The sequence below is a fragment of the Frigoribacterium sp. PhB107 genome, assembly GCF_003751515.1.
Classification (GTDB): Bacteria; Actinomycetota; Actinomycetes; order Actinomycetales; family Microbacteriaceae; genus Frigoribacterium.
Genome location: NZ_RJKU01000005.1, coordinates 1 through 26779, shown reverse-complemented (window position 1 = coordinate 26779; position 26779 = coordinate 1). Strand labels below are relative to the sequence as shown.

General features: G+C 72.3%; 23 protein-coding genes, 1 tRNA gene and 1 pseudogene. 17 read left to right on the top strand and 8 right to left on the bottom strand.

Translation table 11 applies throughout. The annotated features are described in order from the left end of the window. Positions 1–56: 56 nt before the first annotated feature. The 3 genes from purF to EDF18_RS15575 all read left to right on the top strand — a co-directional run bounded on the left by purF (position 57) and on the right by EDF18_RS15575 (position 4054). A complete protein-coding gene (gene purF / locus EDF18_RS15585; protein ID WP_123548766.1) occupies positions 57–1517 on the top strand; it encodes an amidophosphoribosyltransferase in 1461 nt (486 codons plus the stop codon). 81 nt (positions 1518–1598) lie between these two features. Beyond that, complete coding sequence (locus tag EDF18_RS15580) at positions 1599–2498, top strand: ABC transporter ATP-binding protein (protein WP_123548765.1); 900 nt, start codon at positions 1599–1601, stop codon at positions 2496–2498. Continuing rightward, positions 2480–4054, top strand: coding sequence for a transporter (locus EDF18_RS15575; protein WP_199732474.1), 1575 nt, complete (start codon positions 2480–2482; stop codon positions 4052–4054). The genes EDF18_RS15580 and EDF18_RS15575 overlap by 19 nt, the downstream gene beginning before the upstream one ends. 56 nt (positions 4055–4110) lie before the next feature. Here the strand turns inward: EDF18_RS15575 and EDF18_RS15570 are convergent, their stop codons facing one another. Next, the gene (locus EDF18_RS15570) at positions 4111–4548 is read right to left on the bottom strand and encodes a hypothetical protein (RefSeq protein WP_123548764.1); all 438 of its coding nucleotides are present in this window, start codon (positions 4546–4548) and stop codon (positions 4111–4113) included. Positions 4549–4619: 71 nt separating this feature from the next. Next, positions 4620–5000, bottom strand: a complete 381-nt coding sequence (locus EDF18_RS15565; RefSeq protein WP_123548763.1) for a sterol carrier family protein — start codon at positions 4998–5000, stop codon at positions 4620–4622. 71 nt (positions 5001–5071) lie between these two features. Between EDF18_RS15565 and purD the strand changes: the two genes are divergently transcribed. From purD to EDF18_RS15545, 4 genes are all read left to right on the top strand, one after another. Beyond that, positions 5072–6340, top strand: a complete 1269-nt coding sequence (gene purD, locus EDF18_RS15560) for a phosphoribosylamine--glycine ligase (RefSeq protein ID WP_123548762.1) — start codon at positions 5072–5074, stop codon at positions 6338–6340. Beyond that, complete coding sequence (locus tag EDF18_RS15555; RefSeq protein WP_123548761.1) at positions 6337–7302, top strand: phosphoribosylaminoimidazolesuccinocarboxamide synthase; 966 nt, start codon at positions 6337–6339, stop codon at positions 7300–7302. The genes purD and EDF18_RS15555 overlap by 4 nt, the downstream gene beginning before the upstream one ends. Before the next feature lie 383 nt (positions 7303–7685). Next, the gene (locus EDF18_RS15550; RefSeq protein WP_123548855.1) at positions 7686–8531 is read left to right on the top strand and encodes a VOC family protein; all 846 of its coding nucleotides are present in this window, start codon (positions 7686–7688) and stop codon (positions 8529–8531) included. Between the two features lie 39 nt (positions 8532–8570). Next, a complete protein-coding gene (locus tag EDF18_RS15545; protein WP_123548760.1) occupies positions 8571–9203 on the top strand; it encodes a GNAT family N-acetyltransferase in 633 nt (210 codons plus the stop codon). A 98-nt stretch (positions 9204–9301) separates the two neighbouring features. Here the strand turns inward: EDF18_RS15545 and EDF18_RS15540 are convergent, their stop codons facing one another. Together EDF18_RS15540 and EDF18_RS15535 are read right to left on the bottom strand one after the other, a co-directional pair. Then, positions 9302–10804, bottom strand: a complete 1503-nt coding sequence (locus EDF18_RS15540; RefSeq protein ID WP_123548759.1) for a catalase — start codon at positions 10802–10804, stop codon at positions 9302–9304. Between the two features lie 238 nt (positions 10805–11042). After that, positions 11043–11462, bottom strand: a pseudogene (locus EDF18_RS15535) (Fur family transcriptional regulator); the annotation flags it as partial. Positions 11463–11679: 217 nt separating this feature from the next. On the opposite strand from EDF18_RS15535, the gene EDF18_RS15530 reads away from it, so the two are divergent. Then, positions 11680–13080, top strand: a complete 1401-nt coding sequence (locus tag EDF18_RS15530; RefSeq protein WP_123548757.1) for a GAF domain-containing protein — start codon at positions 11680–11682, stop codon at positions 13078–13080. 33 nt (positions 13081–13113) lie between these two features. Here the strand turns inward: EDF18_RS15530 and EDF18_RS15525 are convergent, their stop codons facing one another. Beyond that, positions 13114–13896 carry a transcriptional regulator gene (locus EDF18_RS15525; RefSeq protein ID WP_123548756.1) on the bottom strand — a complete coding sequence of 261 codons (783 nt, stop codon included), beginning with the start codon at positions 13894–13896 and terminating at the stop codon, positions 13114–13116. Positions 13897–14009: 113 nt separating this feature from the next. Here EDF18_RS15525 and EDF18_RS15520 point away from each other — a divergent pair, with 113 nt between their 5' ends. From EDF18_RS15520 to purL, 9 genes are all read left to right on the top strand, one after another. Continuing rightward, positions 14010–14996 (top strand): ABC transporter substrate-binding protein, encoded by a 987-nt coding sequence (locus EDF18_RS15520; RefSeq protein WP_123548854.1) that lies wholly within the window; start codon positions 14010–14012, stop codon positions 14994–14996. Positions 14997–14998: 2 nt separating this feature from the next. Beyond that, positions 14999–15976, top strand: a complete 978-nt coding sequence (locus tag EDF18_RS15515) for an amino acid ABC transporter permease (protein WP_123548755.1) — start codon at positions 14999–15001, stop codon at positions 15974–15976. Then, positions 15973–16788, top strand: coding sequence for an amino acid ABC transporter ATP-binding protein (locus EDF18_RS15510; RefSeq protein WP_304983181.1), 816 nt, complete (start codon positions 15973–15975; stop codon positions 16786–16788). Before EDF18_RS15515 ends, EDF18_RS15510 begins: the two co-directional genes overlap by 4 nt. Then, positions 16785–17927, top strand: coding sequence for an aminotransferase class V-fold PLP-dependent enzyme (locus EDF18_RS15505; protein WP_123548754.1), 1143 nt, complete (start codon positions 16785–16787; stop codon positions 17925–17927). Before EDF18_RS15510 ends, EDF18_RS15505 begins: the two co-directional genes overlap by 4 nt. After that, positions 17924–18367 (top strand): Rid family detoxifying hydrolase, encoded by a 444-nt coding sequence (locus tag EDF18_RS15500; RefSeq protein WP_123548753.1) that lies wholly within the window; start codon positions 17924–17926, stop codon positions 18365–18367. The genes EDF18_RS15505 and EDF18_RS15500 overlap by 4 nt, the downstream gene beginning before the upstream one ends. 189 nt (positions 18368–18556) lie before the next feature. Continuing rightward, positions 18557–19900: an acyltransferase gene (locus EDF18_RS15495; RefSeq protein WP_123548752.1), complete on the top strand. Its 1344-nt coding sequence runs from the start codon at positions 18557–18559 to the stop codon at positions 19898–19900. Between the two features lie 322 nt (positions 19901–20222). Beyond that, the gene (gene purS, locus EDF18_RS15490; RefSeq protein ID WP_123548751.1) at positions 20223–20486 is read left to right on the top strand and encodes a phosphoribosylformylglycinamidine synthase subunit PurS; all 264 of its coding nucleotides are present in this window, start codon (positions 20223–20225) and stop codon (positions 20484–20486) included. Further along, positions 20486–21181, top strand: coding sequence for a phosphoribosylformylglycinamidine synthase subunit PurQ (gene purQ, locus EDF18_RS15485; RefSeq protein WP_123548750.1), 696 nt, complete (start codon positions 20486–20488; stop codon positions 21179–21181). The genes purS and purQ overlap by 1 nt, the downstream gene beginning before the upstream one ends. Positions 21182–21207: 26 nt before the next feature. Continuing rightward, positions 21208–23520 carry a phosphoribosylformylglycinamidine synthase subunit PurL gene (purL, locus tag EDF18_RS15480; RefSeq protein WP_123548852.1) on the top strand — a complete coding sequence of 771 codons (2313 nt, stop codon included), beginning with the start codon at positions 21208–21210 and terminating at the stop codon, positions 23518–23520. Positions 23521–24008: 488 nt separating this feature from the next. On the opposite strand, the gene EDF18_RS15475 is transcribed toward purL, so the two are convergent. The 3 genes from EDF18_RS15475 to gltX all read right to left on the bottom strand — a co-directional run bounded on the left by EDF18_RS15475 (position 24009) and on the right by gltX (position 26589). Next, a tRNA-Gln gene (locus tag EDF18_RS15475) sits at positions 24009–24080 on the bottom strand. A gap of 53 nt (positions 24081–24133) precedes the next feature. Next, entirely contained in the window at positions 24134–25102 is a 969-nt protein-coding gene (locus EDF18_RS15470) for an NAD(P)/FAD-dependent oxidoreductase (RefSeq protein ID WP_123548749.1), read from the bottom strand. After that, positions 25099–26589 carry a glutamate--tRNA ligase gene (gltX, locus tag EDF18_RS15465; protein WP_123548748.1) on the bottom strand — a complete coding sequence of 497 codons (1491 nt, stop codon included), beginning with the start codon at positions 26587–26589 and terminating at the stop codon, positions 25099–25101. Before gltX ends, EDF18_RS15470 begins: the two co-directional genes overlap by 4 nt. Between the last annotated feature and the right edge of the window lie 190 nt (positions 26590–26779).

The following is a 26779-nucleotide window of genomic DNA, read 5'->3' as shown; positions in this document are numbered from 1 at the left end:
GTGTCGCTCTAGACTGACGCAGTAACCCCAACTCTACGGTCTGGAGCCAGATCCGCATGTGCGGCATCGTCGGTCTCGTCGCGCACGAGCCAGCTAATCAACTCGTCTACGACTCCCTCCTCCTGCTGCAGCACCGCGGCCAGGACTCGACCGGCATCGCGACCGCCGAGCGGGGCATCTTCCACGTGCACAAGACCAAGGGGCAGGTCCGCGAGGGCTTCCGCACCCGCGACATGCGCGGCCTCCTCGGCACGATGGGCCTCGGCCACGTGCGCTACGCCACCAAGGGCGCGGCGACCAACGAGCAAGAGGCCCAGCCGTTCTACGTGAACGCGCCCTACGGCATCGTGCTCGTGCACAACGGCAACCTGACGAACACGCGCGAGCTCACGAGCGAGCTGTTCCACGTCGACCGTCGCCACCTCAACACGAACAGCGACACCGAGCTGCTCGTCAACGTGCTGGCGCACGAGCTGCAAGAACAGGTCAACGGCACCGACCTCGACCCCGAGCAGATCTTCGCCGCCGTGGCCCGCGTGCACGAGCGCGTCGAGGGCTCGTACGCGGCCATCGCGATGATCGCCGGCCACGGGCTGCTCGCGTTCCGCGACCCGTTCGGCATCCGTCCGCTCGTGCTCGGCCGCCGCAAGGCCGCCGACGGGCAGCGCGACGAGTGGATCGTCGCGAGCGAGTCGCTCGTGCTCGAGTCGGGCGGCTACGAGATCGTCCGCGACGTCGCCCCCGGCGAGGCCGTCTTCGTCTCGCTCGACGGCGAGATGGTATCGAAGCAGTGCCACGCTCGGCCGCGGCTGATCCCCTGCTCGTTCGAGTACGTCTACCTCGCGCGCCCCGACTCGGTCATGAACGGCATCTCGGTCTACGACGCGCGCCTCCGCCTCGGCGACCGCCTGGCCGACACGATCGCCCGGTACGCGCCGACCGGCGACATCGACGTCGTCATGCCGATCCCCGACTCGTCGCGCCCCGCCGCCATGCAGGTCGCGCAGAAGCTCGGCATCGAGTACCGCGAGGGCTTCTACAAGAACCGCTACGTCGGCCGCACCTTCATCATGCCCGGGCAGGCCGAGCGCAAGCGATCGGTGCGCCAGAAGCTCAACGCCATGTCGAGCGAGTTCAAGGGCAAGAACATCCTGATCGTCGACGACTCGATCGTCCGCGGCACCACCTCGCGCGAGATCGTCGAGATGGCGCGCGCCGCCGGGGCGAACGAGGTCACGTTCACCTCCGCCGCGCCTCCGGTGCGCTACCCGCACGTGTACGGCATCAACATGCCGTCGCGGCACGAGCTGGTCGCCCACGACCGCAAGATCCCCGAGATCGCGCGCGAGCTCGGCGCCGACCACCTGATCTACCAGGAGGTGGCGGACATGCAGGCCGCCATCATCGAGGGCAGCGAGGTCACCGACCTCGAGATGAGCTGCTTCACGGGCGACTACGTGACGGGCACGGTCAGCTCCGAGTACCTCGCCTGGGTCGAGGCCAACCAGCTCAGCTGACCCGGCCTGGCTCCTCCCCTCACCCGCCGGTCATCCGAGCGGCGGTGGTCGCCGTCGGCGGTGGTCAATAGGCTCGTGCGCATGAGCGACGACAGCTCCCTCCCCGACCACCCGGCCGCACCGACCCCAGCAGCATCGACCCCGGCAGCATCGACTCCGCCGCAGGCGGCCGCGCCCGTCCCCGACGTGCTCACGCCCGCCGAGCCCGTCTCCACGGGGCCCGGGGCGACCCCGGCCCTCCGCATCACGGGCCTGCGGAAGCGCTTCGGCGAGAAGATCGCCGTCGACGGCGTCGACCTCGAGGTGCCGGCCGGCTCGTTCTACGGCCTGGTCGGGCCGAACGGCGCCGGCAAGACGACGACCCTGTCGATGGCGACGGGCCTCCTCCGCCCCGACGCGGGCAGCATCGAGGTGCTCGGGCACGACGTCTGGCGCGACCCCACGCACGCGAAGTCGCTGGTGGGCGTGCTGAGCGACGGCATCGCCCTGTTCGACCGGCTGACCGGCGAGCAGCTGATCACGTACCACGGCCTCCTCAACGGCATCGACCGCGAGACCGTCGCCTCCCGGGTCGCCGACCTGCTCGACCTCCTCGACCTGCGCGAGGCCGCCGGCACGCTCGTCGTCGACTACAGCGCGGGCATGACCAAGAAGGCGGCGCTGGCCTGCGCCCTGGTGCACGCGCCGCGCCTCCTCGTGCTCGACGAGCCGTTCGAGTCGGTCGACCCGATCTCGGCGGCCAACATCCGCGACATCCTGCAGGGCTACGTGCGGGGCGGCGGCACGGTCATCGTGTCGAGCCACTCGATGGACCTCGTGCAGCGCATGTGCGACCACGTCGCCGTCGTGGCGGCCGGGCGGGTGCTCGCCGCCGGCACGACCGACGACGTGCGCGCGGGCTCCACCCTCGAAGACCGGTTCGTCGAGCTCGTCGGCGGCCGCCAGCACAACGAGGGGCCGTCGTGGTTGCGCACCTCCTGAGCCTCCGCTGGCGGGTGATGGGCAACGGCCTCAAGCGCAGCGTCTGGCAGGTCGTCGCCCTCGTCATCGGCGGGCTCTACGGGATCGGCATCCTCGTCGCGCTGGTCGCCGGGCTCGTCGCCCTGTCGTTCGCCCCGACCCAGTGGGCCTGGACGGCCGCGGTGCTCGTCGGCTCGGTCGGGGTGCTGGGCTGGGCGGTCGTGCCGCTGCTCGCGCGCGGGGTCGACCAGACCCTCAGCGTCGAGAAGCTGCGGTCGTTCCCGATCCCGGCCGACCGCCTCCTCGTCGCCCTGCTGGTCTGCGGCGTGCTCGGCATCCCCGGAATCGTCACCACGATCGCCGCCCTCGCGACGTCGCTGAGCTGGCTCCAGCACCCGCTCTCGGCCGTGATCGCCCCGATCAGCGGGCTCGTCGGGGTGCTCACCTGCGTCGCCGCGTCCCGGGTGCTCGAGTCGCTGACGAGCGCCCTGGCGTCGCGTCGGCGCTACCGCGAGGTGATGGGCGTCGTCGTGTTCGTGCCGGTCATCCTCGCCGGCCCGATCATCGGCGTCGCCGGCCAGGGCATCGGCTCGGCCGTCGACCAGCTGCCGCGCATCGCGACGGTCGCCGCGTGGACACCGCTCGGCGCCGCCTGGGCCGTGCCCGGCGAGCTCGCCCTCGGGCGGCCGCTGGAGGCGCTGGCCAAGGCGGCGATCGCGCTCGCGACCCTCGCCCCGTTGCTGCTCGCATGGCGTCGGGCCCTGGCGTCCGCCCTGATCGCGCCTCCCGTCGAGGAGCGTGCGGCGACCTCGAAGGGGCTCGGGCCGTTCCGCTGGTTCCCCGGCACGCCCACCGGGGCGGTCGCGGCCCGCGCCGCCGTCTACTGGCTGCGTGACCCGCGCTACGGCGGCTCGCTCGTCGTCGTCCCGCTGCTGCCCGTGCTCGCCGTGTTCCTCGCGTGTAGCGGCGGCAACACGTGGCTGCTCTACGCGATCGGGCCGGGCATCGCGGCCCTGCTCGCCGTGACCCTCTGCGCCGACGTCTCGTACGACGGCACCGCGTTCGCGGCGCACCTGTCGACGGGGGTCTCCGGCCGGGCCGACCGGGCGGGACGCGTGCTCACGCTGTCGCTCTTCGCCGTGCCGATCGTGCTGCTCGCGACGATCCTGCCGCTCGCCGTCCTGGGCGCCTGGCAGGTGCTGCCCGCCCTGCTCGGCATGGGGCTCGGCGTGATGCTGACGGGCTTCGGCGCGTCGAGCGTGGCGTCGGCGAAGTTCCTCATGCCCGTGCCGGCCGCGGGTGAGAGCCCGTTCAAGTCGCCTCCCGGGGCGTCGGTCACGTCGACGCTCGGCATGTACGCGACGTGGCTCGTCTCGTTCGGCCTGGCGGTGCCCGAGCTCGCGCTCGGCATCGCGTCGCTCGTCACGGGGAGCCTGCTGCTCGGGGTGCTCGCCCTGGTCGTCGGGGTCGTGCTCGGGACGGTGCTGCTCGTCGTCGGCGTCGACCGGGGCGGCAAGCTGCTCGACGCCCGCGGGCCCGAGCTGCTCACGCGGCTGCGGGCGGCACGCGGGGCCTAGCGCGGGTCGTCGTGCGGGTCGTCCGGCGTCACCCGCGCCGCGCCGCGCCTGACGCTCTACTCGAGCTCGCCCTCGACCTCAGGAGGCTCGGGGGCGTCCACGCGACGGCGCTCGGCCCGCAGGGTCTTCGCGCGACGGAGCGACACGCGGTCGACCACGATGGCGACGACGGCACCCACGGCGGCGCCGAACGTGAGCCCCCAGAGCGAGAAGTAGCCGTAGGTCGAGGCCGGGCTGGTGCCAGGGTCGAAGGGGAACAGCGACGTGAGGATCAGCGAGGCGAGCACGCCCAGCGCCCCGCCCATCAGCAGGAACGCGAACACCTTCGGGGCCCGGCGCACGGTGACCTCGTCGTCCGACGCGATCTCCTCCGGCTCGTCCGCGACTGCCGCCGCGGCAGGCTCGGACCGCTCGGGCTCGACGACCGGCGGCACCGGGGCGTCCGTGGAGACGGCCTCGTCGGGCTGCTGCGGTTCGTCGGGTGCGTGGGTCACGCCCTCATTGTCCCAGAGTGCGTCCCCGAGCTCCGCCGCATGGCTCGACGTCGGAGCACCCGCCGTGCCGCTCAGGCCCGCGGCAGCCGCACGGGCACGTAGCCGCGCAGGTCGGCGCGGCTGCCCGACGCCGACACGAGCGCGCCGGCGACGGCCTCGTCCCAGCTCAGGGCGCCCGTCGCGAGCCGGATGAACGTGGCCGGGTCGGTCTCGACGACGTTGGGCGGCGTGCCGCGCGTGTGGCTCAGCCCCTCACGGAACTGGACGGCGCCGAACGGCGGCACCCGCACCTCCACCGTGGCCCCCGGCTCGCCGTCGGCGAGCACCTGGAGCAGCCAGCGCACCGCGGTGGCGGTGACGGTCCGCGGTGCCGAGCCGTCCTCGGCGAGCGCGACCACCGCCTCCTGCACGGCTGCCGCGCCCGCCGCGTCGTCGATCCTCGCCCTGGCCATGCCGTCACGCTACCCGCGCGCGAGCCGCCGACGCCGACTGCCGGGAGGCGCGGCTCGGTAGGATCCATCGGGTGCGCATACTCGTCCTCGGTTCCGGTGCTCGCGAGCACGCCATCATCACCGCGCTGCTGCGCGAAGACGCGGGGCACGAGATCGTCGCCGCCCCCGGCAACGCCGGCATCGCGGCTCAGGTCGAGGTCGTGCACCTCGACCCGTCGAACGGTTCGGTGGTGGCCGAGTACGCGCTCGAGAACGACGTCGAGCTGGTCGTGATCGGGCCCGAGGCGCCCCTCGTCGCCGGCGTCGCCGACGCGCTGCGCACCCGCGGCGTGCCGGTGTTCGGCCCCGGCAAGAAGGCCGCGGCGCTCGAGGGCAGCAAGACCTTCGCGAAGCGGATCATGGAGGAGGCGGGCGTCCCGACAGGACGCGCCACCCGTGTCGGGACCCTGGACGAGGCCGTCGCCGTGCTCGACGAGTTCGGCAGCCCCTACGTCATCAAGGCCGACGGGCTCGCCGCGGGCAAGGGCGTGCTCGTCACCGAGAGCCGCGACGCCGCCGTCGAGCACACCACCTACTGGCTGCAGCACGGGCCGGTGCTCGTCGAGGAGTTCCTCGACGGGCCCGAGGTCTCGCTGTTCTTCCTCAGCGACGGCCACACGGTCGTGCCGCTGTCGCCCGCCCAGGACTACAAGCGCCTCCTCGACGGCGACGCCGGCCCCAACACCGGCGGCATGGGCGCCTACTCGCCGCTGCCGTGGCTCGCCGACCGCTTCGGCAGCGAGAAGGACTTCGTCGACGAGGTGCTCGACACCATCGCGACCCCGACGGTGCACCAGCTCGAGTCGGAGGGCACGCCGTTCATCGGGCTGCTCTACGCGGGGCTGATCCTCACCGAGCAGGGCGTCCGCGTGATCGAGTTCAACGCCCGGTTCGGCGACCCCGAGACGCAGGTCGTGCTGCCGCGCCTGATCACGCCGCTGAGCGGCCTGCTGCTCGCCGCCGCGACCGGCTCGCTCGGCAACCACGAGGCGCCGCGCTTCGTGCCGACGCCCGCGGTCACGGTCGTGCTCGCGAGCGAGGGCTACCCCGAGGGCGCCGTCAGCGGCCGTCCCCTGACCGGCCTCGACGAGGCCACCGCCGTCGCCGGCGTGCACGTCGCCCACGCCGCGACCGCCCGGCTCGACGACCGCCTCATCGCCACCGGCGGCCGCGTGCTGAGCGTCGTCGCCGAGGGCGCCGACTTCGCCGAGGCCCGCGGACGCGCCTACGACGCGATGCTCCGCATCCGGCTCGAGGGCGGCCAGTACCGCCGGGACATCGCCGAGCGGGTCGCCCGATGACCGCCGAGGCGCCCGAGCTCGCCGGCTGGGTCCACGCCTACTCGGGCAAGGTCCGCGATCTGTACGTGCCGGCCCCCGTCGCAGGCTCGCACGACGACGCCGCCACGCTCGACGCTGCGGCCGCCCTGGACACCGCTGAGCACCTGCTCGTCGTCGCCAGCGACCGCGTCAGCGCCTACGACGTCGTGCTCAAGCCCGGCATCCCGGGCAAGGGCGCCCTGCTCACGCAGCTCAGCACGTGGTGGTTCGACCAGCTCGACGGGGTGCCGAACCACCTCGTCGACCCGACCACCGCCTCCGTGTCGGTGCCTGCTGCGGTGCGCGACCGCGCGATGCTGGTCAAGCCGCTCGACATGTACCCGGTCGAGTGCGTCGTGCGCGGCTACCTGGTGGGCAGCGGCTGGGCCGAGTACCGCGAGACCGGCCGGGTGTGCGGCATCGAGCTGCCGGCCGGCCTGCACGACGGCGACCGCCTGCCCGAGCCGATCTACACGCCCGCCTACAAGGCGCCGCTCGGCGAGCACGACGAGAACATCTCGTTCGAGCGCACCGTCGAGCTCGTCGGCGCCGACGTCGCGGCGGCGCTGCGCGACACGTCGCTCGACATCTACCGCCGGGCCTCCGGCGTCGCGGAGGCGCGGGGCGTCGTCCTCGCCGACACCAAGTTCGAGTTCGGGGCCGACCGCTCCACCGGCGAGCTGACCCTCGGGGACGAGGTGCTCACCAGCGACAGCAGCCGCTTCTGGGACGCGGCGTCCGCCGCCGGGACCGCGGGGGCCGACTCGGGCTCGGGAGCTCCGGGCAGGGGCAGCCGCACGGACAGCTTCGACAAGCAGATCGTGCGCAACTGGCTCAGCGACAACTGGGACAGGACCGGCACCCCGCCTGCCCTGCCGCCCGAGATCGTCGAGCGCACGGCCGCCCGCTACCGCGAGCTGATCGAGCGTCTCACCGCTCACTGACCTGCTGCCAGCGCGTGCCCGCGTGCCCGCGTGCCCGCGCCACGATGAATGCGTTCCGGACCATGAACCGCGTTTTATCGCGGTTCATGGTTCGGAACGCGGTTCATGCCGACAGAGACAGGGTTGCGACAGAGGAATGCTCGGGCACTCACGAGGGTTCCAGTCGGTGACACGTCATCGACCGGCGTGGACCGAGACACGCGACCGCACGAGAACCGAGGGCCCCGATGACCGACACCAGCAGTCCCGACTCGACCCGCGCCTCCTCGGCTCCCGTCGCCGCCGAGGGCGCATCCGTCGTCGTCGACACGACCCGCGCCTCCTCGGCTGGTCAGAACGCAGCTGGCCGACTCGCCGCCGACCTGCTCGCCGCCGACACGGGCATGGGCGCGGTCACGCTCCGCGTGGCCGACCTCGACGCGATGACCGCGTACTACCGCGACGCCGTCACGCTCGCGGTGCTGAGCCACGACGCGGAGGCGGGCCGCAGCGTCCTCGGCCGCGGGGCGACGCCGATCGTGGTGCTCGAGCACGCGCCGGAGCTGCGGCACGCCGGCCCCCGCGAGGCCGGCCTGTTCCACACCGCGATCCTGTTCGAGACCGAGGCCGACCTCGCTGCCTCCGTGTACGGCGTCGCGAGCCGCCACCCCGGCAGCTTCACCGGCAGCGCCGACCACCTCGTCAGCAAGGCCTTCTACTTCACCGACCCCGAGGGCAACGGCGTCGAGCTCTACTGGGACCGCGACCGCACCGCCTGGTCGTGGACCCACGGCCAGGTCGACATGGCCACCCTCGCCCTCGACCCGAACGCGTTCCTGCAGCAGAACGTCACCGAGGAGGCGCTGGTCGCCACCGCCTCCCGCCCCGCCTCGGTCGGCCACGTGCACCTCAGCGTGGGAGACGTCGACAGCGCCCACCGGTTCTACGTCGAGCAGCTCGGCTTCGAGACGACGACGCGCTTCGGGCCGCAGGCGCTCTTCGTCAGCGCCGGCGGCTACCACCACCACATGGCGATGAACACGTGGCAGAGCGCCGGAGCAGGGAGGCGGCAGCTGGCTCTCGGCCTCGGACTCGTCCGCATCGAGGTGCCGGGCCTCGACGACCTGGGCGCCCTCGGCGAACGCCTGGCGCACCACGGCGTCGCCACCCGCGACGACGGCCGCGTGCTCGCCTTCGACGACCCGTGGCTGAACCAGATCGAGGTCACGGCCCGCGCGCTGGGCGCGTGACACCCGGCGCGCCGTACTTCTGGGGATAGCGTCGCAGGCATGCCCGATGCCGCACAGCACGCCTCCCCCGCCGCCCCCGCCTTCAGCACCGTCGCCGAGGGCGACCTCACGCTCGACGACCACGAGGCCATCGCGGCGATGCTCGCCCGCACCTTCGAGGCCTACGACCACTGGTACGCCGGGGCGCGCAGCTGGGCCGGCATGCAGCCGGAGCTCCGCGTCGTCGCCCGCGACGGGGACGTCGTCGTCGCGCACGCCGGGCTCCGCCGCCAGTTCGTGACGGTCGGCGAGACCGACCTGCTCGTCACCGCCGTCGGCATGGTCGCCGTCAGCCCGACCGCGCAGGGCACCGGCCTCGGCGGCGCGCTGCTGCGCCACGTCGACGCCGCGCTCGAGCGCCTCGGCAGCCGGTTCGGCCTGCTCGAGACCGGCGAGGCCGTGCAGGGCTTCTACCGCCGTGCCGGCTGGCTGCCGCTGGGCGACGCGAGCGAGGACGCAGTCACCGGCCACGCAGTCACTGGCCACGCAGTCACTGGTCACTACACCGCCTTCTCGGCCGACGGGGCAGGCGTGCTCGTCAGCCAGGACGAGGGCTGGCTGATCCGCGAGGTCGGCGCGACCGCCGCCGAGTGGCCCGCCGGCGACATCCGCTGGAACGGCCAGATGGTCTAGGGCCCGACCGCACGCAGGAGGCGCGGTGCCCGACGAGCGGGCATCGCGCCTCCTGCGGTCTGACGCGACCAGCGGTGCTGGTCAGCGGACGCCGACGGCTACGCGGGCACGCCCACGGTCGCCGGGTCCTCGTTCGAGCCGGGCGCCTCGGGCGAGACGCCGGCACGCACGCGCGAGCCGAGGATCGGGTCGACCGAGTTCCAGTATTGGAACACGCGCTCGAGCAGGTCGGGACGGGTGACCTTCGACACGTGGCCGACGATGTTGGCGACCAGGCGGTCACGCTGCTCGTCGTCCATCACGTCGCGGACGAGCGAGCCGGCCTGGCCGAAATCGTCGTCCTCCGGGTGCAGCGTCGCGGCCGAGCGGACGAGCTCGCCGTCGCTCTCCCAGCCGGGGGTCTCGCCCGCGGCCTGCGGCGAACCCGCGGGACCGCCGACCGAGTTCGGCGCGTAGACCGGCACGGTGGCGTCGCTGAAGCTGTAGCGCGCGGCGCCGTCCTTCGAGTACGAGTGCACCTCGTTCCTCGGCGCGTTGACGGGCAGCTGCTGGTGGTTGACGCCCACGCGGTAGCGGTGCGCGTCGGCGTAGCTGAAGATGCGCGCGAGCAGCATCTTGTCGGGGCTGGTCGCGATGCCGGGCACGAAGTTCGAGGGCGCGAACGCGGCCTGCTCGATCTGCGCGAAGTAGTTCTCCGGGTTGCGGTCCAGGGTCATCTTCCCGACCTCGATCAGCGGGTAGTCGCTGTGCGGCCAGACCTTCGTCAGGTCGAACGGGTTGAAGCGGTAGCTCGCGGCGTCGGCGTAGGGCATGACCTGCACGGACATCGTCCAGGTCGGGAACTCCTCGCGCTCGATCGCGGCGGACAGGTCGCGGATGTGGAAGTCCGCGTCCTCGCCGGCGATGCGGTCGGCGTCGGCCTGCGTGAGGATCTCGTTGCCCTGGTCGGACTTGAAGTGGTACTTGACCCACGAGCGCTCGCCCGCGGCGTTGATCCACTGGTAGGTGTGCGAGCCGAAGCCGTCCATCATGCGCCACGACGCGGGCAGGCCGCGGTCGCCCATCAGCCAGGTCACCTGGTGGGCCGACTCGGGCGAGAGGGTCCAGAAGTCCCACTGCATGTCGTGGTCGCGCAGGTGCGAGCCGGGCAGGCGCTTCTGCGAGTGGATGAAGTCGGGGAACTTGATGCCGTCGCGGATGAAGAAGACGGGCGTGTTGTTGCCGACGAGGTCGTAGTTGCCCTCGCTCGTGTAGAACTTCAGCGCGAAGCCGCGGGGATCGCGCCAGGTGTCGGGGCTGCCCTGCTCGCCGGCGACGGTCGAGAAGCGGGCGAGCATCTCGGTCTCGACGCCGGGCTGGAACAGCGCCGCGCGGGTGTACTGCGAGACGTCGCCGGTGGTGACGAACGTGCCGAAGGCGCCGCCGCCCTTGGCGTGCACGATGCGCTCCGGCACCTTCTCGCGGTTGAAGTTGGCGAGCTTCTCGACCAGCGCGTGGTCGTGCAGCACGATGGGACCGTCGGCCCCGACGCTCTGCGAGTGCTCGTCGCTGGCGATCGGCGCGCCGTTGTCGGTGGTCGTGATCGGTGTCGTGTCGGTCATGACTCCTCTTTCCGTTCGGTGTTCAGTCGCGGGTTGCGTGAGACCCGGCGCGCGGCCGGGAAGGAAGGGAGGGCGGTGCCCTGCGCAGGAGGTGCGGTGCAGCTCAGGAGGCGCGCCCCGCGTCGGCGAGGCCGGTCGCGTCCAGGGTCGTCGCGCCGGCGAGGCCGGTCGCGTCCAGCACCGGCACGCCCGCGTCGGCCGGTCCGGTGACGACCTCGCCGTCGAGCGGCGCGTCCTCCGCGGCGCGGCACGCCGGGCAGAGGCCCCAGAAGGTCACCTCGGCGGTCTGCACGGTGAAGCCGGAGTCGTTCGATGGGGTCAGGCACGGCGCGTGGCCGACGACGCAGTCGACGTCGGCGACGTTGCCGCAGACGGAGCAGACCACGTGGTGGTGGTTGTCGCCGGTGCGCAGCTCGTAGAGCGCGGCGGAGCCGGCCGGCTCGATCCGACGGACGAGGCCGGCACCCGTGAGCGCGGCGAGCACGCCGTAGACCGCCTGCAGGGAGGTGCCCGGCAGACCCAGCGCGACGCGCGCGAAGACGACGTCGGCCGGCGCGTGCGGCAGCCCGTCGAGGGCGTCGAGCACGGCGAGGCGCGGCGCGGTCACCCGCAGGCCGGCCGCCCGGAGGCGCTCGGTGCTCTCGCTCGTCGTGGTCATGCCCCCATCTAAGCACGCTTCCCTTGAGTAGTTCAAAACAGCCCGGGAACGGGCGTGTCCGTCGCGAGCGGGCCGCCGCCGCAGCCCGGTGGCGACGGACACGCCCGCGGCGACGGCTGCACCGCGCAGCGGCCCGTTCTGGGGGATGTCGCACCCGGCACGCCCCGCCTAGCGTGGAGCGCGGGATGGCACCCAGACGACACCCGAGGAGCACCACGTGACCAGGACGGTCGACCACGACAGCACCGGCACGCCCGGCGCCCGCCCGAGCACGGGCACGGGCACGGGCAGCGCCGTCGCCGGCGCGCATCAGCACGGGTACGAGCGGCTCCGTCCCGTGATGAAGCTCTGGTACCTCTGGTGGCTCTCGCGGTCGCGCCACGTCCTCTCCCCCCGCGACGAGCCGACCGCGCGCACCTCGGCGCGCGACGCGGACACCGTCCTCATCGTCGGCAACGGCCCCGCGCACGGCTGGGGCGTGTCCACCCACGACCAGGCGCTCGTCGGCCAGCTGTCGCGCGCCTCCTCGGAGGCCACCGGGCGCCCCTGCTCGGTCGACTACGTCGGCGACGAGATGATGAGCATCGAGTCGACGCGGGCCTGGATCCGCGACACCGACCTCGGCCTCTACGACACCGTCGTGGTGCTGGTGGGCCTCAACGACGCCGTGCGCCTGACGCCCCTCGACGTCTGGGAGCGCGAGCTGCGCCTCCTCGTCTCGACCATCGCGCGCCGCAGCCACCCGACCGCGCGCACCGTGCTGGTCGGCGTGCCGCCCGTCCGCTCGGCGAAGGCGTTCGACAGCCTGCTGGGCTCGGTCGCCGAGCAGCACGGCGAGCGCATGAACGCCCTCACCGAGCTGGTCGCCTCCGAGGCGGCCCTCGAGTACTTCCGCCTGCCGGCCGGCCTCCGCCGCCCCGACTCGCCGCACGGCTGCGCCGAGGGCTATCGCCGCTGGGCGCAGACCATCGCGCACCGCATCGCTCCGACCCTCGACCGCGTGCACCAGGGCCAGCTCGACGAGCGCCTGCCGCGGCACCTGCCGCAGCGGAGCTTCGAGTGGAGCGGCGGCGATCGCCTGGTCCAGCAGGCCGCGACCGGCGGCTCCGACGCGCTCAAGGACCTGGCGAAGGAGGCGGAGGCCGAGTTCGGGGTCGACGTCGCGGTCGTCAGCATGCTCGACGGCAGCAAGCTCTGGTACGCCATGAACACCGAGCTGCTGCCGGTGTCGATCCCCCGCGAGCTGACCTTCTGCGACGTGACCGTCGCCGCCGACGACGTGGTCGTCGTCGAGGACGCCCGCAAGGACGAGCGCTTCGCGGACAACCCGTACCTCGACCTCAACCACGGCTACTTCTACGCGGGGCACCCGATCCACTCGTCGACCGGCGAGACGATCGGCACGTTCTGTCTGCACAACACGCGTCCGCGGAAGGCCTCGTCGGTCTCGCCCGAGAAGCTGCGCGAGTTCGCGCTGCGGGCCGAGGCCGAGCTGCAGAGCTACGAGCCCGCGCCCGCCGCTCCCCAGCCGCTGACGCGGCGGGCCCGCCGCGAGGCCGAGGAGCGCGCCGCGGCCGCCGCCGGCGCCCCGGCCGCCACCTTCGGCTTCCCCGTCTAGCGCGCGGCCGCCGTCGGGCCCGTCGCCCGGCGCTCAGTCGCCGCGCCGCACCTGCTTCACGTAGCGGTAGACCGTGGGCTCGGACACGTGCAGCGCGTCGGCCACCTGCGCCACCGCGCCCTTGAGCAGGAACACCCCCGCCCGCTCGAGCTCGCGCACGGCCGCGACCTTCTCGTCGGGCGTCATGCGGTGCGGCTCGACGCCCTGCGCCGCGACGATCCGGGCCACGCCGTCGAGCGCGAGCTCGTCCACGTTCGTGCTGAGCCGCTCGACGACGCCGGCGGACGAGGCGGCACGGGCGCCGTCGCCAGCCCCGGCGGCGCCGCCCGTGCCGCCCGCGCCTCCCGGCCCCGCACCGGCGCCTCCTTGCTCCGCGCCCTTCACGAGCCCCGTCGTCGCGGTGATCGCCGCGAGCAGGTCGCGGGCCCGGGTCAGCGGCTCGTCGTCGATGTTGAGGCAGAGCATCCCGACGACGTCGCCGCCCGCGTCGCGGATGAAGAAGGTCGACGAGCGGAACGTGCCGCCGGTGCGCGACTCCGCCAGGTAGTTCGCGAGGTAGTCGCGGTCGTCGTGCTCGTGGTTCTGCAGCACCTTGAGCACGAGGTCGGTCGCGGGGCCGCCGACGCTGCGGCCGCTGACGTGCCCGTTCGTGAGGGCGACGATCGAGCGGCTGAGGTCGCTCGTGTCGTGCAGCACGATCTCGGTGCGCGGGCCGAGCAGCTCGGCGAGGAAGTCCATCAGCGGCAGGTACGGCCCGAACTCGGTCCGGAGCACGCGGCTGCGGTCGACCACGGTGGCGCTGCTGGCTGTCGTCATGGGCCCAGGTTACCGGTGTGTAACAGATTCGTCGCATTGTGATAATTTTCTCTCATCGTGGCGAGAGATCGGCTAGCTTCCGATGACCGATGACGCTCACGAAAGGCTCGACCATGACCCGATCGACCACCCTCAGGCCCCGCCTCCGCCCTGCCCTCTGGGGCTCCGTCGCGACGGGCGCCGTCCTGGCCCTCACGCTGACCGCGTGCGGCGGCCCGAGCGCCCCGCAGCCCGGCGACGCGACCGACGACGCCTCGTCGTCGGCGTCCTCGACGATCCCCGACACGAGCGCGCTGCTCGACGCCGTCGAGGTCGACGACTCGCTCGCCTCGCAGCTCCCCTCCGACATCGCCGACGCCGGCACCCTCTCGGTCGGCTCGAACGTGCAGTCCGCGCCGAACAACTTCTACGCGGCCGACGGCTCGACCGTGATCGGCTCCGACCACGACCTGATCACGGCGATCGGCAAGAAGCTCGGCCTCGAGGTCGAGTACCAGAACCAGGACTTCGGCTCGCTCATCACGAGCCTGCAGTCCGGCCGCGTCGACGTCACCATCGCCGCGATGAACGACACCGCCGAGCGCCAGCAGGCGATCGACTTCGTCGACTACCTCACCTCGGGCATCACCCTGATGGTGCAGAAGGGCAACCCGGCCGACATCACCGGCCCCGACACCCTCTGCGGCAAGACAATCGCGGTCGTCACCGGCACGAGCCAGCAGGAGTTCGCTGAGGCGACGAGCACGCAGTGCGAGTCGGACGGCGAGGAGCCGCTCGAGATCACCGTCACCGACAGCGACGCCCAGAACCAGACCCAGCTGCGCACCGGCCGCATCGACGCCATCGTCAACGACCTGCCGAGCGCCGTCTACATCTCGAAGACCGCCCAGGACGGCCAGGCCTTCGAGGTCGTGCCCGGCGACGTCATCGACGGCGCGCCCTACGGCATCGGCGTCAACAAGGACGACCCCGAGCTGCGCGACGCCATCGCCGCGGCGCTCGACTCGCTGATCGACGACGGCACCTACGGCGAGGTCCTCGACGCCTGGGGCATCACCTCCGGCAGCGTCACCGAGGCGACCGTCAACGGGGGCAAGTAGCCGTGACGGAGCCCGGATCGCGGGCCGGGGCCGACACGGTCGACCCGGCCCGCGCCTCCTCGGCGGGGCGTGAGCTGCTGCCGCAGGTGCGCCTGAAGCACTGGGGCCGCTGGGTCAGCGCGGCGGTCATCGTCGTGGTGCTCGTCGCGCTCGCCTACGGGGCATCGCAGGGAGACATCGCGTACGGCGACATCCCGTACTACCTGATCTCGCCGATCATCCTGCAGGGCCTCGTCGGCACCCTCGTGCTCGCGGTCGTCGCGCAGGTCAGCGCCGTCGTGATCGGCGTCGTGATCGCCCTGATGCGGATCTCGAAGAACCCCGTGGCGCAGGCCTTCGCGGCCGGCTGGACCTGGCTGTTCCGCGGCCTGCCCGTGCTGCTGCAGATCCTGCTCTGGTACAACCTCGCGTTGATCTTCCCGCGGCTGACCGTCGGCGTGCCGTTCACCGACGTGGTGTTCCTCGACGTCAGCACGAACGACGTCATGACGACCTTCGTCGCCGCGTTCCTCGGGCTGGCCCTCAACGAGAGCGCCTACATGGCCGAGATCGTGCGGGCGGGGCTGAAGAGCGTCGACCGCGGCCAGATCGAGGCCGCGCAGTCGATCGGGCAGACCCCGATGCAGCGCATGGCCCGCATCGTGCTGCCCCAGGCGATGCGCATCATCATCCCGCCGACCGGCAACGACTTCATCAACATGCTCAAGGGCACGGCGATGGCGTCGGTCATCGGCTACCTCGAGCTCATCAAGGCCGCGAACAACATCTCGTCGTTCAACCTCCAGGTGATGGAGACGCTGATCGCCGCAGCGATCTGGTACATGGTCATCGTCAGCGTCGCGAGCGTCGGCCAGTTCTACCTCGAGCGCAGCTTCGACCGGCAGGACCGCCGCCCCGGCGGCCCGCCGAACGCCCGCGCGCTGCGCCGCAAGGTCGCCGCCGACCTCGGCCGCGCCCCCCTCGTGAGGAGCACCCCGTGACCGCGACGCCCACCCCGACCGCAGGAGGCGCGGCGCCCGCCGCCGACGCCGTCCCCGTCCTCGAGGCCCTCGGCATCGGCAAGTCGTACGGCAGCCACGAGGTGCTGCGCGACGTCTCGATGACGGTGCGCAGCGGCGAGGTCGTCTGCATCATCGGCCCGTCCGGTGCGGGCAAGTCGACGTTCCTCCGCACGCTGAACCGCCTCGAAGAACCCGACGCCGGCGAGGTCTGGGTCGGCGGCGAGCCGATGGGCTTCGAGCTGCGCGACGGCGTGCTGCACGAGCTGAGCGAGCACAAGCTGTCCGCGCAGCGGGCGCGCACCGCGATGGTGTTCCAGCACTTCAACCTGTTCCCGCACCTGACGGTGCTCGGCAACGTGCTCGAGGGCCCGGTGCGCGTGCAGCGTCGATCCGCGAAGGAGGCGCGGGCCGAGGCCGTCGCCATCCTCGAGCGGGTGGGCCTCGGCGACAAGGTCGACGCCTACCCCGGCCAGCTCTCAGGCGGGCAGCGGCAGCGGGTCGCGATCGCGCGGGCCGTGGCGATGAAGCCGCTGTTCCTGCTCTTCGACGAGCCGACGTCGGCGCTCGACCCCGAGCTCGTCGGCGAGGTGCTCAAGGTGATGGGCGACCTGGCCCGCGACGGCATGACCATGCTGGTCGTGACGCACGAGATCCAGTTCGCCCGCGAGGTCGCCGACCGCGTCGTCTTCATGGCCGACGGCGGCATCGTCGAGCAGGGCCCCGTCGAGCAGGTGCTCGGTGCCCCGCGCGAGGCGCGCACGCGGCAGTTCCTCCAGCGGGTGCTGCAGTGACCTCGACCCACCCCGGGACGTCGAGCGCCCTCGACACCTACCTGTCGTCGTTCGCGGAGCCGGTGGGCTACCTGAACTTCGGCAGCTACGGGCCGCCCTCCCGCGACGTCGTCGAGACAATCGGCCGCCTCGCGGCTGCGGCGAGCGCCGGCGTCCCGTCGGCGGGCCTGCACGCCGAGGACGAGCGCGCCCTCGCCGCGGTCTCGCGCCTCACCGGCGTCGACCGGGCCGGCGTCGCCCTCGCGGGCAGCACCTCCCTCGGGCTGCTGCAGGTCGCGTTCGGCCTGCCGCGCGGCGAGGTCGTCGTGAGCCAGGCCGAGTTCCCGTCGAACCTCTACGCCTGGTGGCGCTCGGAGGAGGCGGGCCTCACCACCGTGCGGCACCTGCCCCCGGTGCCGGGGCAGCCGCTCGCTCCCGTGACGCCCGAGCGCGTCGCCGCCGCCGTCGGCCCGTACACGGTCGCCGTCGCGGTGAGCGCGGTCGACTTCCGCACCGGCACGGTCGCCGACCTCGCGGGCCTCCGGGAGGCAGCCGGCGACCGCCTCCTCGTGGTCGACGGCATCCAGGGGTTCGGGGTCCTCGACGCCGACTGGTCGCTCGCCGACGCCCTCGTCGTCGGCGGCCAGAAGTGGCTGCGGGCGGGCTGGGGCACGGGCTTCGTCGCCCTCTCCCCCCGGGCGCTCGACCGCCTCCGGCCGGTGCTCGGCGGCTGGACCGGCGTCGAGGGGCCGTCGCGCTACGACGGCGTGCCGCACGCCGCCCTCTCCGGGGCCCAGCGCTTCTCGGTCACGAACGGCTCGCCGTTCGCCTCGGGCGCCCTCGCGACCGCCCTCGAGCAGCTCGAGCAGGTCGGCGTCGACGTCGTCGCGTCCCGGGTCGCCGACACGGCGGGCGATCTGGTCGCGCGTCTCGACGCCGCCGGGGTGCCCGTCTTCTCGCCCGTCGAGCGACAGCACCGGGCCGGCATCGTGGTCGCGGGCGTGCCTGCCGGCGAGGCCGCCGCTGTCGGCGCCCGGCTCGACGCCGCGGGGGTCACGGCGACCGTGCACGGCGACGACCGCGTGCGCCTCAGCGTGCACGCCACCACCACCCCGGCCGCGCTCGACGCGGCCCTGACCGTCCTGGGAGGACGCGCATGACCACCGCAGACGACACCCGTACCGACCACCCTGCCCGCACCGGCGTCTCCGTCCACGCCGTGCACACCGACGCCGCACCCGCCGCCGTCGGCGCCTACTCGCAGGCCGTCGTCGTCGGCGACCTCGTCTTCGTCTCCGGACAGCTGCCGATCGACCCGGCGACGGGCGCGTTCGCGGGGCCGGGGGTGCGCGAGGAGGCGGCCCAGTCGCTCCGCAACGGCGCCGCGGTCCTCGAGGCGGCCGGCTCGGGCATCGCCCACGTCGTCAAGACGACGGTGCTGCTCGCCGACATCGACGACTTCGCCGTCGTGAACGAGGTCTACGCCGAGGTCTTCTCCGCGGGCGGGGGCGTGCTGCCGGCTCGTGCCGCCTACCAGGTGGGGGCGCTGCCGAAGAGCGCCCGGGTCGAGATCGAGTTCGTGGGGGCCGTCGTCCGCTGACCGGCGCCCGAGGCGGGGCTCCCCGCCGCGTTCTGACCGAGAAGGGACGACCTGACCGCGGGCCCCCGTCCAGAACGTCCCTTCCCGGGCACCGAGCGACTCGACGGTGCCGTGCGCCCGGGTCCTCCCCGAGGAGGAATTCACCGACCGGTCTCCCCACCCGGCTCCCGTGGTCGCTACGGTGCGGAGATGAGCACGTCGACGGAGCGTCACTCGCAGAGCCAGGGCCGCACCTCGGGTGCCGCACCGAGCGGCACCGACCCGGTGGGCGCCTCCCCGGCTCCGCCCGCCGACGCCCTCGCCGGCCGCGACCTCGTCGTCGACCTCGCCCGCGTCGTCTGCGTGCTGCTCGTGGTGGTGATCCACGTGCTCATGGTCGGCGTCGGCCGCGACCCCGACGGCGCGGTCGTCGCGTCGCAGCCGCTGCAGCAGCAGCCGTGGTTCGCGTTCTCGACCTGGGTCGGCCAGATCATGCCGCTCTTCTTCGTCGTCGGCGGCTTCGCGAGCGCGACCGCCTGGGCGAGCACGCAGCGACGAGGAGGCGACGGTGCGGACTTCGTGCGCGGTCGCCTCCTGCGCCTCGCCCGTCCCGCCTCCGCGCTCTTCGTGGTGCTCGCCGTCGCCCTGGCGGTCGCCACGCTGCTCGGGGTCGACCCGGCCCTGCTCGACACGGCCGTCACCGGCATCGGCACCCCGCTCTGGTTCCTCGCCGCCTACGGCATCACGCAGGTGGCCGTGCCCGTGATGGCCCGGCTGCACGCCACGCGACCCGCGGCGACCTTCGTCGGGCTCGCGACGGCGGCCCTGCTCGTCGACTCGGTCCGGTACACGACGCTGGTGACCGACGTCGGCCTGCTCAACCTCGTGTTCGTGTGGCTGTTCGTGCAGCAGCTGGGGTTCGCCTACGCGAGCGGGTGGTTCGGGCGCGCCCCGCGCCTCCTGCTGGCGGGCATCGCGCTGGCCTGCGCCGCGTCGCTGCCGGCGCTGACGACGGTGGGGCCGTGGTCGGACGACATGCTGACGAACCTCAACCCGCCGGCCGTGCCGCTGATGGTGCTCGGCGTCGGGCAGATCTGCGTGCTGACGCTGCTGCATCCCGCACTGGCCCGGCTGATGCGGACGCGTGCCGCGCGGGCCGTCGTGTTCGCGGTCGGCAGCCGCGGCATGACGGTCTACCTCTGGCACCTGCCCTTGCTGATCGCCGTCACCGGCATCGTCCTCGCCACGGGCGGGCCGCTGCCCGAGCCGGCGTCGGCGTCCTGGTGGTGGACGCGGATCCCCGTCGTGCTGCTCGTCCTCGGCCTCGCGTGCGCGCTGTCGCTCGTCGTCGGACGCCTCGAGGGGGCACCGCGCCCCGTGCCCTCGGGGCACCGCCGCCCGAGCACGCTCGTCGTCGCGGTGTCGGCCGTGCTGGTCGTCGCGCCGCCGTTCGCGGTGATGCTCGACGGCCTCGACCTCCGGAACGCGATCGCCGGTGCCGTGGCGCTGCCGGCGGCGCTCTGGCTGCTCGGCCGCACGCGCCCCAGGCTGTAGCAGGGGCTCCCGGGGAGAGAAGGGTGACGCCCGGCCGACGGGGGGATCGGCCGGGCGTCCTACGGCGTCGGGCGGATCAGGAACCCTCGACCGGATGCAGCAGGAGGCCCGATCACGAGGCCGTGTCCCTGCTGCTGAGATCAATGGTGCGTGCCGATCCGATGACGACGCTGGGAGCCGCCTCGGGATCTGCTGATCACCGTCGACACCCCTCGGGCGGGCACGCAGCCCGGCGCGAGGACGCCGCCCGACGCCCGGCCGGGCGGCACCGTCCCGATAGACTCGCTGCGTCCACCCGCTGCCAGCCCGCAGGAGTTGAAACGTGCCCACAATCGTCGTCGAGGTCATGCCCAAGGCTGAACTGCTCGATCCCCAGGGCAAGGCCGTCGTCGGCGCCCTCTCCCGTCTCGGCCGTCAGCAGTTCACCGACGTCCGCATCGGCAAGCGCTTCGAGCTGACCGTCGAGGGCGAGGTGACGGAGGCGGTGCTCGCCGACGTGCGCACCCTCGCCGACGACGTGCTCTCGAACTCGGTCATCGAAGACGTGGTGAGCATCACCGTGCTCGACGCCGCGCCCGCCGTCTGATGCGCGTCGGCGTCGTCACCTTCCCCGGCTCGCTCGACGATCGCGACGCCCAGCGCGCGGTCCGCCTCGCGGGCGGCGAGCCCGTCGCCCTCTGGCACGGCGACCACGACCTGCAGGGCGTCGAGGCGATCATCCTGCCCGGGGGGTTCAGCTACGGCGACTACCTGCGCGCCGGTGCCATCGCCTCCTTGTCTCCGATCATGACCGAGGTCGTCGACGCGGCGAACGCGGGCATGCCCGTGCTCGGCATCTGCAACGGCTTCCAGATGCTGGCGGAGGCGCGGCTCATCCCCGGTGCCCACGCCCGCAACGCGCACCAGCAGTTCATCCGTCGCGACCAGGTGCTCCGCGTCGAGAACGCGTCGACCGACTGGACGAACGGCTTCGCCGAGGGCCAGGAGATCACGATCCCCCTCAAGAACGCCGACGGCCGCTTCATCGCGGACGACGAGACGATCGCGCGCATCGAAGGCGAGGGCCAGGTCGCGTTCCGCTACGTCGGGGTCAACCCCAACGGCTCGATGGACGACATCGCCGGCGTCTCGAACGCCCGCGGCAACGTCGTCGGCCTGATGCCCCACCCCGAGCACGCCACCGAGCCCGGCTTCGGCCCCGACATGCCCGACGCCATGTCGAGCGGCGTCGACGGCCTCACGTTCTTCACGTCCGTCATCGAGAGGGCCCTGTCCAAGTGAGCACCGAGAACGACCGCGCCGAGCTGATCGACGTCCGTCCCGAGGGCCCGAAGCCCGACACGACCGCCGACGCGGCTGCGACGCCCGACAAGCACCAGCCGTACGAGGTACTCGGCCTCAAGGCCGACGAGTACGCACAGATCCGCGAGATCCTGGGCCGCCGCCCCACGAGCGGCGAGCTGGCGATGTACTCGGTGATGTGGAGCGAGCACTGCTCCTACAAGTCGAGCAAGATCTACCTCCGCCAGTTCGGCCAGAAGGTCTCGCCGGCGATGACAAAGCACCTGATGGTCGGCATGGGCGAGAACGCCGGCGTCGTGGACGTGGGAGGTGGCTGGGCCGTGACCTTCAAGGTCGAGTCCCACAACCACCCCAGCTACATCGAGCCGTTCCAGGGCGCCGCGACCGGCGTCGGCGGCATCGTCCGCGACATCATCTCGATGGGCGCCCGTCCGGTCGCCGTGATGGACCAGCTGCGCTTCGGCGCCATCGACGCCCCGGACACGCAGCGCGTCGTCGACGGCGTCGTGCAGGGCATCAGCTTCTACGCGAACTGCCTCGGCCTGCCGAACATCGGCGGCGAGACCTACTTCGACGCCGTCTACCAGGGCAACCCGCTGGTCAACGCCCTCGCGGTCGGCGTCCTCCGCCACGAAGACCTGCACCTGGCCAACGCCAAGGGCGTGGGCAACAAGGTCGTGCTCTTCGGGGCGCGCACCGGCGGCGACGGCATCGGCGGCGCCTCCATCCTCGCCTCCGACACGTTCTCGTCGGGCGGCCCGACGAAGCGCCCCTCGGTGCAGGTCGGCGACCCGTTCGCCGAGAAGGTGCTGATCGAGTGCTGCCTCGAGCTGTTCCGCGGCGAGCTGGTCGAAGGCATCCAGGACCTGGGGGCGGCCGGCATCAGCTGCGCCACCTCCGAGCTGGCCTCGAACGGCGACGGCGGCATGTTCATCGAGCTCGACGACGTACTGCTCCGCGACCCCTCGCTCACCGCAGAAGAGATCCTGATGAGCGAGAGCCAGGAGCGGATGATGGCGGTCGTCAGCCCCGACAAGCTCGACGCGTTCCTCGCCGTCACCTCGAAGTGGGACGTCGAGACGAGCGTGCTCGGCGAGGTCACCGACACGGGCCGGCTCATCATCAACTGGCACGGAGAAGAGATCGTCAACGTCGACCCGCGCACCGTCGCGGTCGACGGCCCGGTCTACGAGCGACCCGTCGCCTACCCGTCCTGGATCGACGCGCTGCAGGCCGACACGGCCGCGACGCTGCCGCGTCCGACCGAGCCCGAGGAGGTGCGGGCCCAGTTCCTGCAGCTGCTCGGCTCCCCCAACCTGGCCGACAAGAGCTGGGTCACGAACCAGTACGACACCTACGTGCTCGGCAACACGGCCCTGAGCTTCCCTGACGACGGCGGCATGGTCCGCGTCGACGAGGAGTCGGGCCTCGGCTTCGCCATCGCGACCGACGCCAACGGCCGCTGGTGCCAGCTCGACCCGAAGCAGGGCGCCCGCCTGGCCCTCGCCGAGGCCTACCGCAACGTCGCCGTCACGGGTGCCGTGCCGGCCGCCGTCACCGACTGCCTCAACTTCGGCAGCCCGGAGGACCCGGAGGTCATGTGGCAGTTCTCGCAGGCCGTCGAGGGCCTGTCCGACGCGTGCCTCGAGCTCGAGATCCCCGTCACGGGCGGCAACGTCTCGTTCTACAACCAGACGGGCACCCAGCCGATCTTCCCGACCCCCGTGGTCGGTGTCCTGGGCGTCATCCAGGACGTCGCGAAGCGCGTGCCCTCCGGCTGGCAGGACGACGGCGACAACATCTACCTGCTCGGCACCTCCTCCCTCGAGCTCGACGGCTCGGCCTGGGCCGGCACCGTGCACGACCACCTCGGCGGACGCCCGCCGGCCGTCGACCTGGCCGGCGAGAAGCAACTCGCGGGGCTGCTCGCAGCGGGTGCCGACCAGTCGCTCATCGCGGCGGCGCACGACCTCAGCGACGGCGGCCTGGCGCAGGCCCTGGCCGAGGCGGTGCTGCGCTTCGGCGTCGGCGCCCGCGTCTACCTGGGCGAGCTGCTCGAGCGCGACGGTCTCGACGTCGCGGCGACGCTCTTCACGGAGTCGACCGGTCGCGTGGTCGTGTCGGTGCCCCGTGAGGACGACGTCAAGTTCCGCGGCCTCTGCGAGGGCCGGGGCTACCCCGTCGCCCGCATCGGCGTGACGGACGCGTCGTCGCAGTCGCTCGAGATCCAGGACGTCTTCACGGTCTCGCTCGACGAGCTCCGTGCGACGCACCAGGGCACCCTCCCCGCCCGCTTCGGAGCCACCATCCCGCAGTAGGCGCCTGCTGCGCCGCACCGCCGCCGCTGCGCAGCACCGCCATGAAGGCCCCTGCCACCCGGCAGGGGCCTTCGTGCATCCCCGCCCCGCGCCGGTGCGCGCAGCGCCGCCTTCCGTCCACCCGCCGCCCGCCGCCGCCACCACTGCACCGCATTCCGTACACCGCACCGCGTCTAGTCCCGGTGCAGTGCACGAGACCCGGTGCGCTCTTCCTGAGCCAGTCTCCGCACTCGATCATTCTCAGATGTGAGAGTCATCGAGCACACCTCGCCCACGCCGCCAGGCGCCACGCCCACGCCGAGCACGGACCTGTCCCGCTTTGGGCCCACCGCCGAAGGAGGCGCGCGAAGCGCCGCCACCCCCGCCCCCGTACCCGAGGAGGCGCGCGAAGCGCCGCCGGGCGCAGCCCGGCAGCCGCCGGCAGGCGGCCAGACGAGCACAAAGAGAAAAGCCCCGGACCGACAGGTCAGGGGCTTTGTTTTCTCGTGCTGGGGTACCTGGACTCGAACCAAGAACAACTGAACCAGAATCAGTCGTGTTGCCAATTACACCATACCCCAATGATATCGACCGTGAGGTCTACATCACTGCGGCCCATCAGATGAGCCAGCGTCTACTCTACACGATCTCCGAGCTCGTCGAGGCCACCGATCAGGTCGCGGTTGATGACGGCCGCGACTCGTGCCCCCGACCCGGCAGCGACGATCAGCTGCTGCGGCCCAGGCGCCGTGGACTCACCTGCGGCGTAGAGCCCCGGCACCGAGGTGCGCCCGTGGTCGTCGACGACCAGCAGACCGTCCTCGTCGAGGTCGGCCCCGAGAGGTGCGACGTACTCGAGCTTGCCGGCCCAGGCAGGCCGGACGAAGCCGCCCTCGCGCGGCACGACCTCGCCGCCCTCGAGCTCGACTCCCGTGAGCCCCTCGCGGTCGCCCTGCAGCGACGCGATCGGGCGGCGGTCGACGCGGATCCCGCGGGAGGCGAGCTGCGCCTCCTCGGCCTCGGTCACCGCGTCGGCGGAGCCGTGGGTGAAGACGACCAGGTCGTCGCTCCACTGCGACAACAGCAGGGCGCGTTCGGCCAGGTCGGGGTGCTCCCCGATCACGGCGAGTGCCTGATCGCGCTTGCCGTAGCCGTCGCACTCGATGCAGCTGTGGACGAAGGTGCCGTAGAAGGCTCGCAGGCCGTCGATCGCCGGCAGCGTCTCCTGCAGCCCGGTGGCGACCAGCACCACGTCGGCCAGGGCGCGACGCTGCTGCCCGCGGAACTCGCAGTCGACGACGAACCCGTCGTCACCACGGCTGATGCTCGTGGCCATCGTCTGCCAGTGCTCGCCCTCCTCGTACGCGAGGAACTCCTCGCGGCCGAGCTTGCGCAGCTCGAGCGGAGAGATGCCGTCGCGGGTGAGGTACCCGTGCGACAGCAGCGTCGCCGAGTTGCGTGGGCGGTTGCTGTCGACGAGCAGCACGCGGCGCCGGGCACGGACGAGGTTCAGCGCCGCGCTGAGCCCCGCCGGCCCTCCCCCGACGACGACGACGTCCCAGCGCGGGTCGGCCGCGCCCTCGCCGGCACCCTGATCGGTCATGATCGCTCGAGGAGGCGCCGGATGCGCGCCTGCGTCGACTCCCGCCCCAGGATCTCCATCGACTCGAACAGCGGCGGGCTCACCCGTCGCCCCGAGAGCGCGACGCGCAGCGGGCCGTAGGCGACCCGCGGCTTCAGGCCGAGCTCGTCGACGAGCGCCGCCTTGAGCGCGTCCTGGATCGCGGCGTGCGTCCACTCCTGCACCCCGTCGAGGGCAGCCGAGGAGGCGCGCAGCACGTCGGCGGACGACTCCGGCAGCGAGGCCGTCGCGTCGTCGTCGTACTCGAGCTCGTCGTCAGCGGTGAACAGGAACGACAGCATCCCCCTCGCCTCGCCGAGCAGCGTCATGCGCTCCTGGACGAGCGGTGCGGCCTGCGCGAGCACGGCGGCCTCGGCCTCGGTGGGCGGGTCGCTGACGACGCCGTCGAGGTAGGGCAGCAGGCGCTGGGTGAAGTCGCCGACCTCGAGGAGGCGGACGTGGTCCCCGTTGATCGACTCCGCCTTCTTGAGGTCGAACCGAGCCGGGTTGGGGTTCACGTCGGTCACGTCGAAGGCCGCGACCATCTCGTCGAGGCTGAACACGTCGCGGTCGTGCGAGAGCGACCAGCCGAGCAAGGACAGGTAGTTGACCAGGCCCTCGGGGATGAAGCCGCGGTCGCGGTGGTGGAACAGGTTCGAGGCAGGGTCGCGCTTCGACAGCTTCTTGTTGCCCTCGCCCATCACGTAGGGCAGGTGGCCGAAGCGCGGCACGAACTCGGTGACGCCCAGCTCGACAAGCGCCTCGTACAGGGCGATCTGGCGAGGCGTCGACGAGAGGAGGTCCTCTCCGCGCAGCACGTGCGTGATGCCCATCAGCGCGTCGTCGACGGGGTTGACGAACGTGTACAGCGGGACGCCGTTCGGGCGGACCACGACGAAGTCGGAGAACGAGCCGGCGGGGAATGTGATCTCGCCGCGCACCAGGTCGTCGAAGTTGAGGTCGCGGTCGGGCACGCGCAGACGGAGCGCCGGCTGACGCCCCTCCTCCTTGTAGGAGGCGCGCTGCTCGTCCGTGAGGTCGCGCTCGAAGTTGTCGTAGCCCTGCTTGGGGTCACGACCGGCAGCGATGTTGCGCGCCTCGATCTCTTCACCCGTCGCGTAGCTCTCGTAGAGGAGGCCACGCTCGAGGAGCCGGTCGATGATGTCGCGGTAGATGTCATGACGCAGCGACTGCCGGTACGGCGCGTGCGGTCCGCCGACGTCGACCCCCTCGTCCCAGTCGAGCTTGAGCCAGCGCAGACCGTCGAGGATCTGCTCGTAGCTCTCCTCGCTGTCCCGACTGGCGTCGGTGTCCTCGATGCGAAACACGAGCTTGCCGCCGTGGTGCCTCGCGTAGGCCCAGTTGAACAAGGCAGTGCGGATGAGACCCACGTGGGGAGTCCCGGTGGGAGAGGGGCAGAACCGCACGCGCACATCGGCGCCGGAGGCGGTGGAGAAGGGAGCAGACATCGGTCACGATCCTACCGGCGCAGCCCCGCTTCTCGGGGCCTCGCTCTTCGCGATCTGCCCGTGCTGGCTGCCGATCGTCGGCGGGCAGCAGTCGGGTTAAACAAGAAGAGCCCCTCCAGTGGAGGGGCTCTTCTATCAAAAGGAGTCCGGCGGTGTCCTACTCTCCCACAAGGTCCCCCTTGCAGTACCA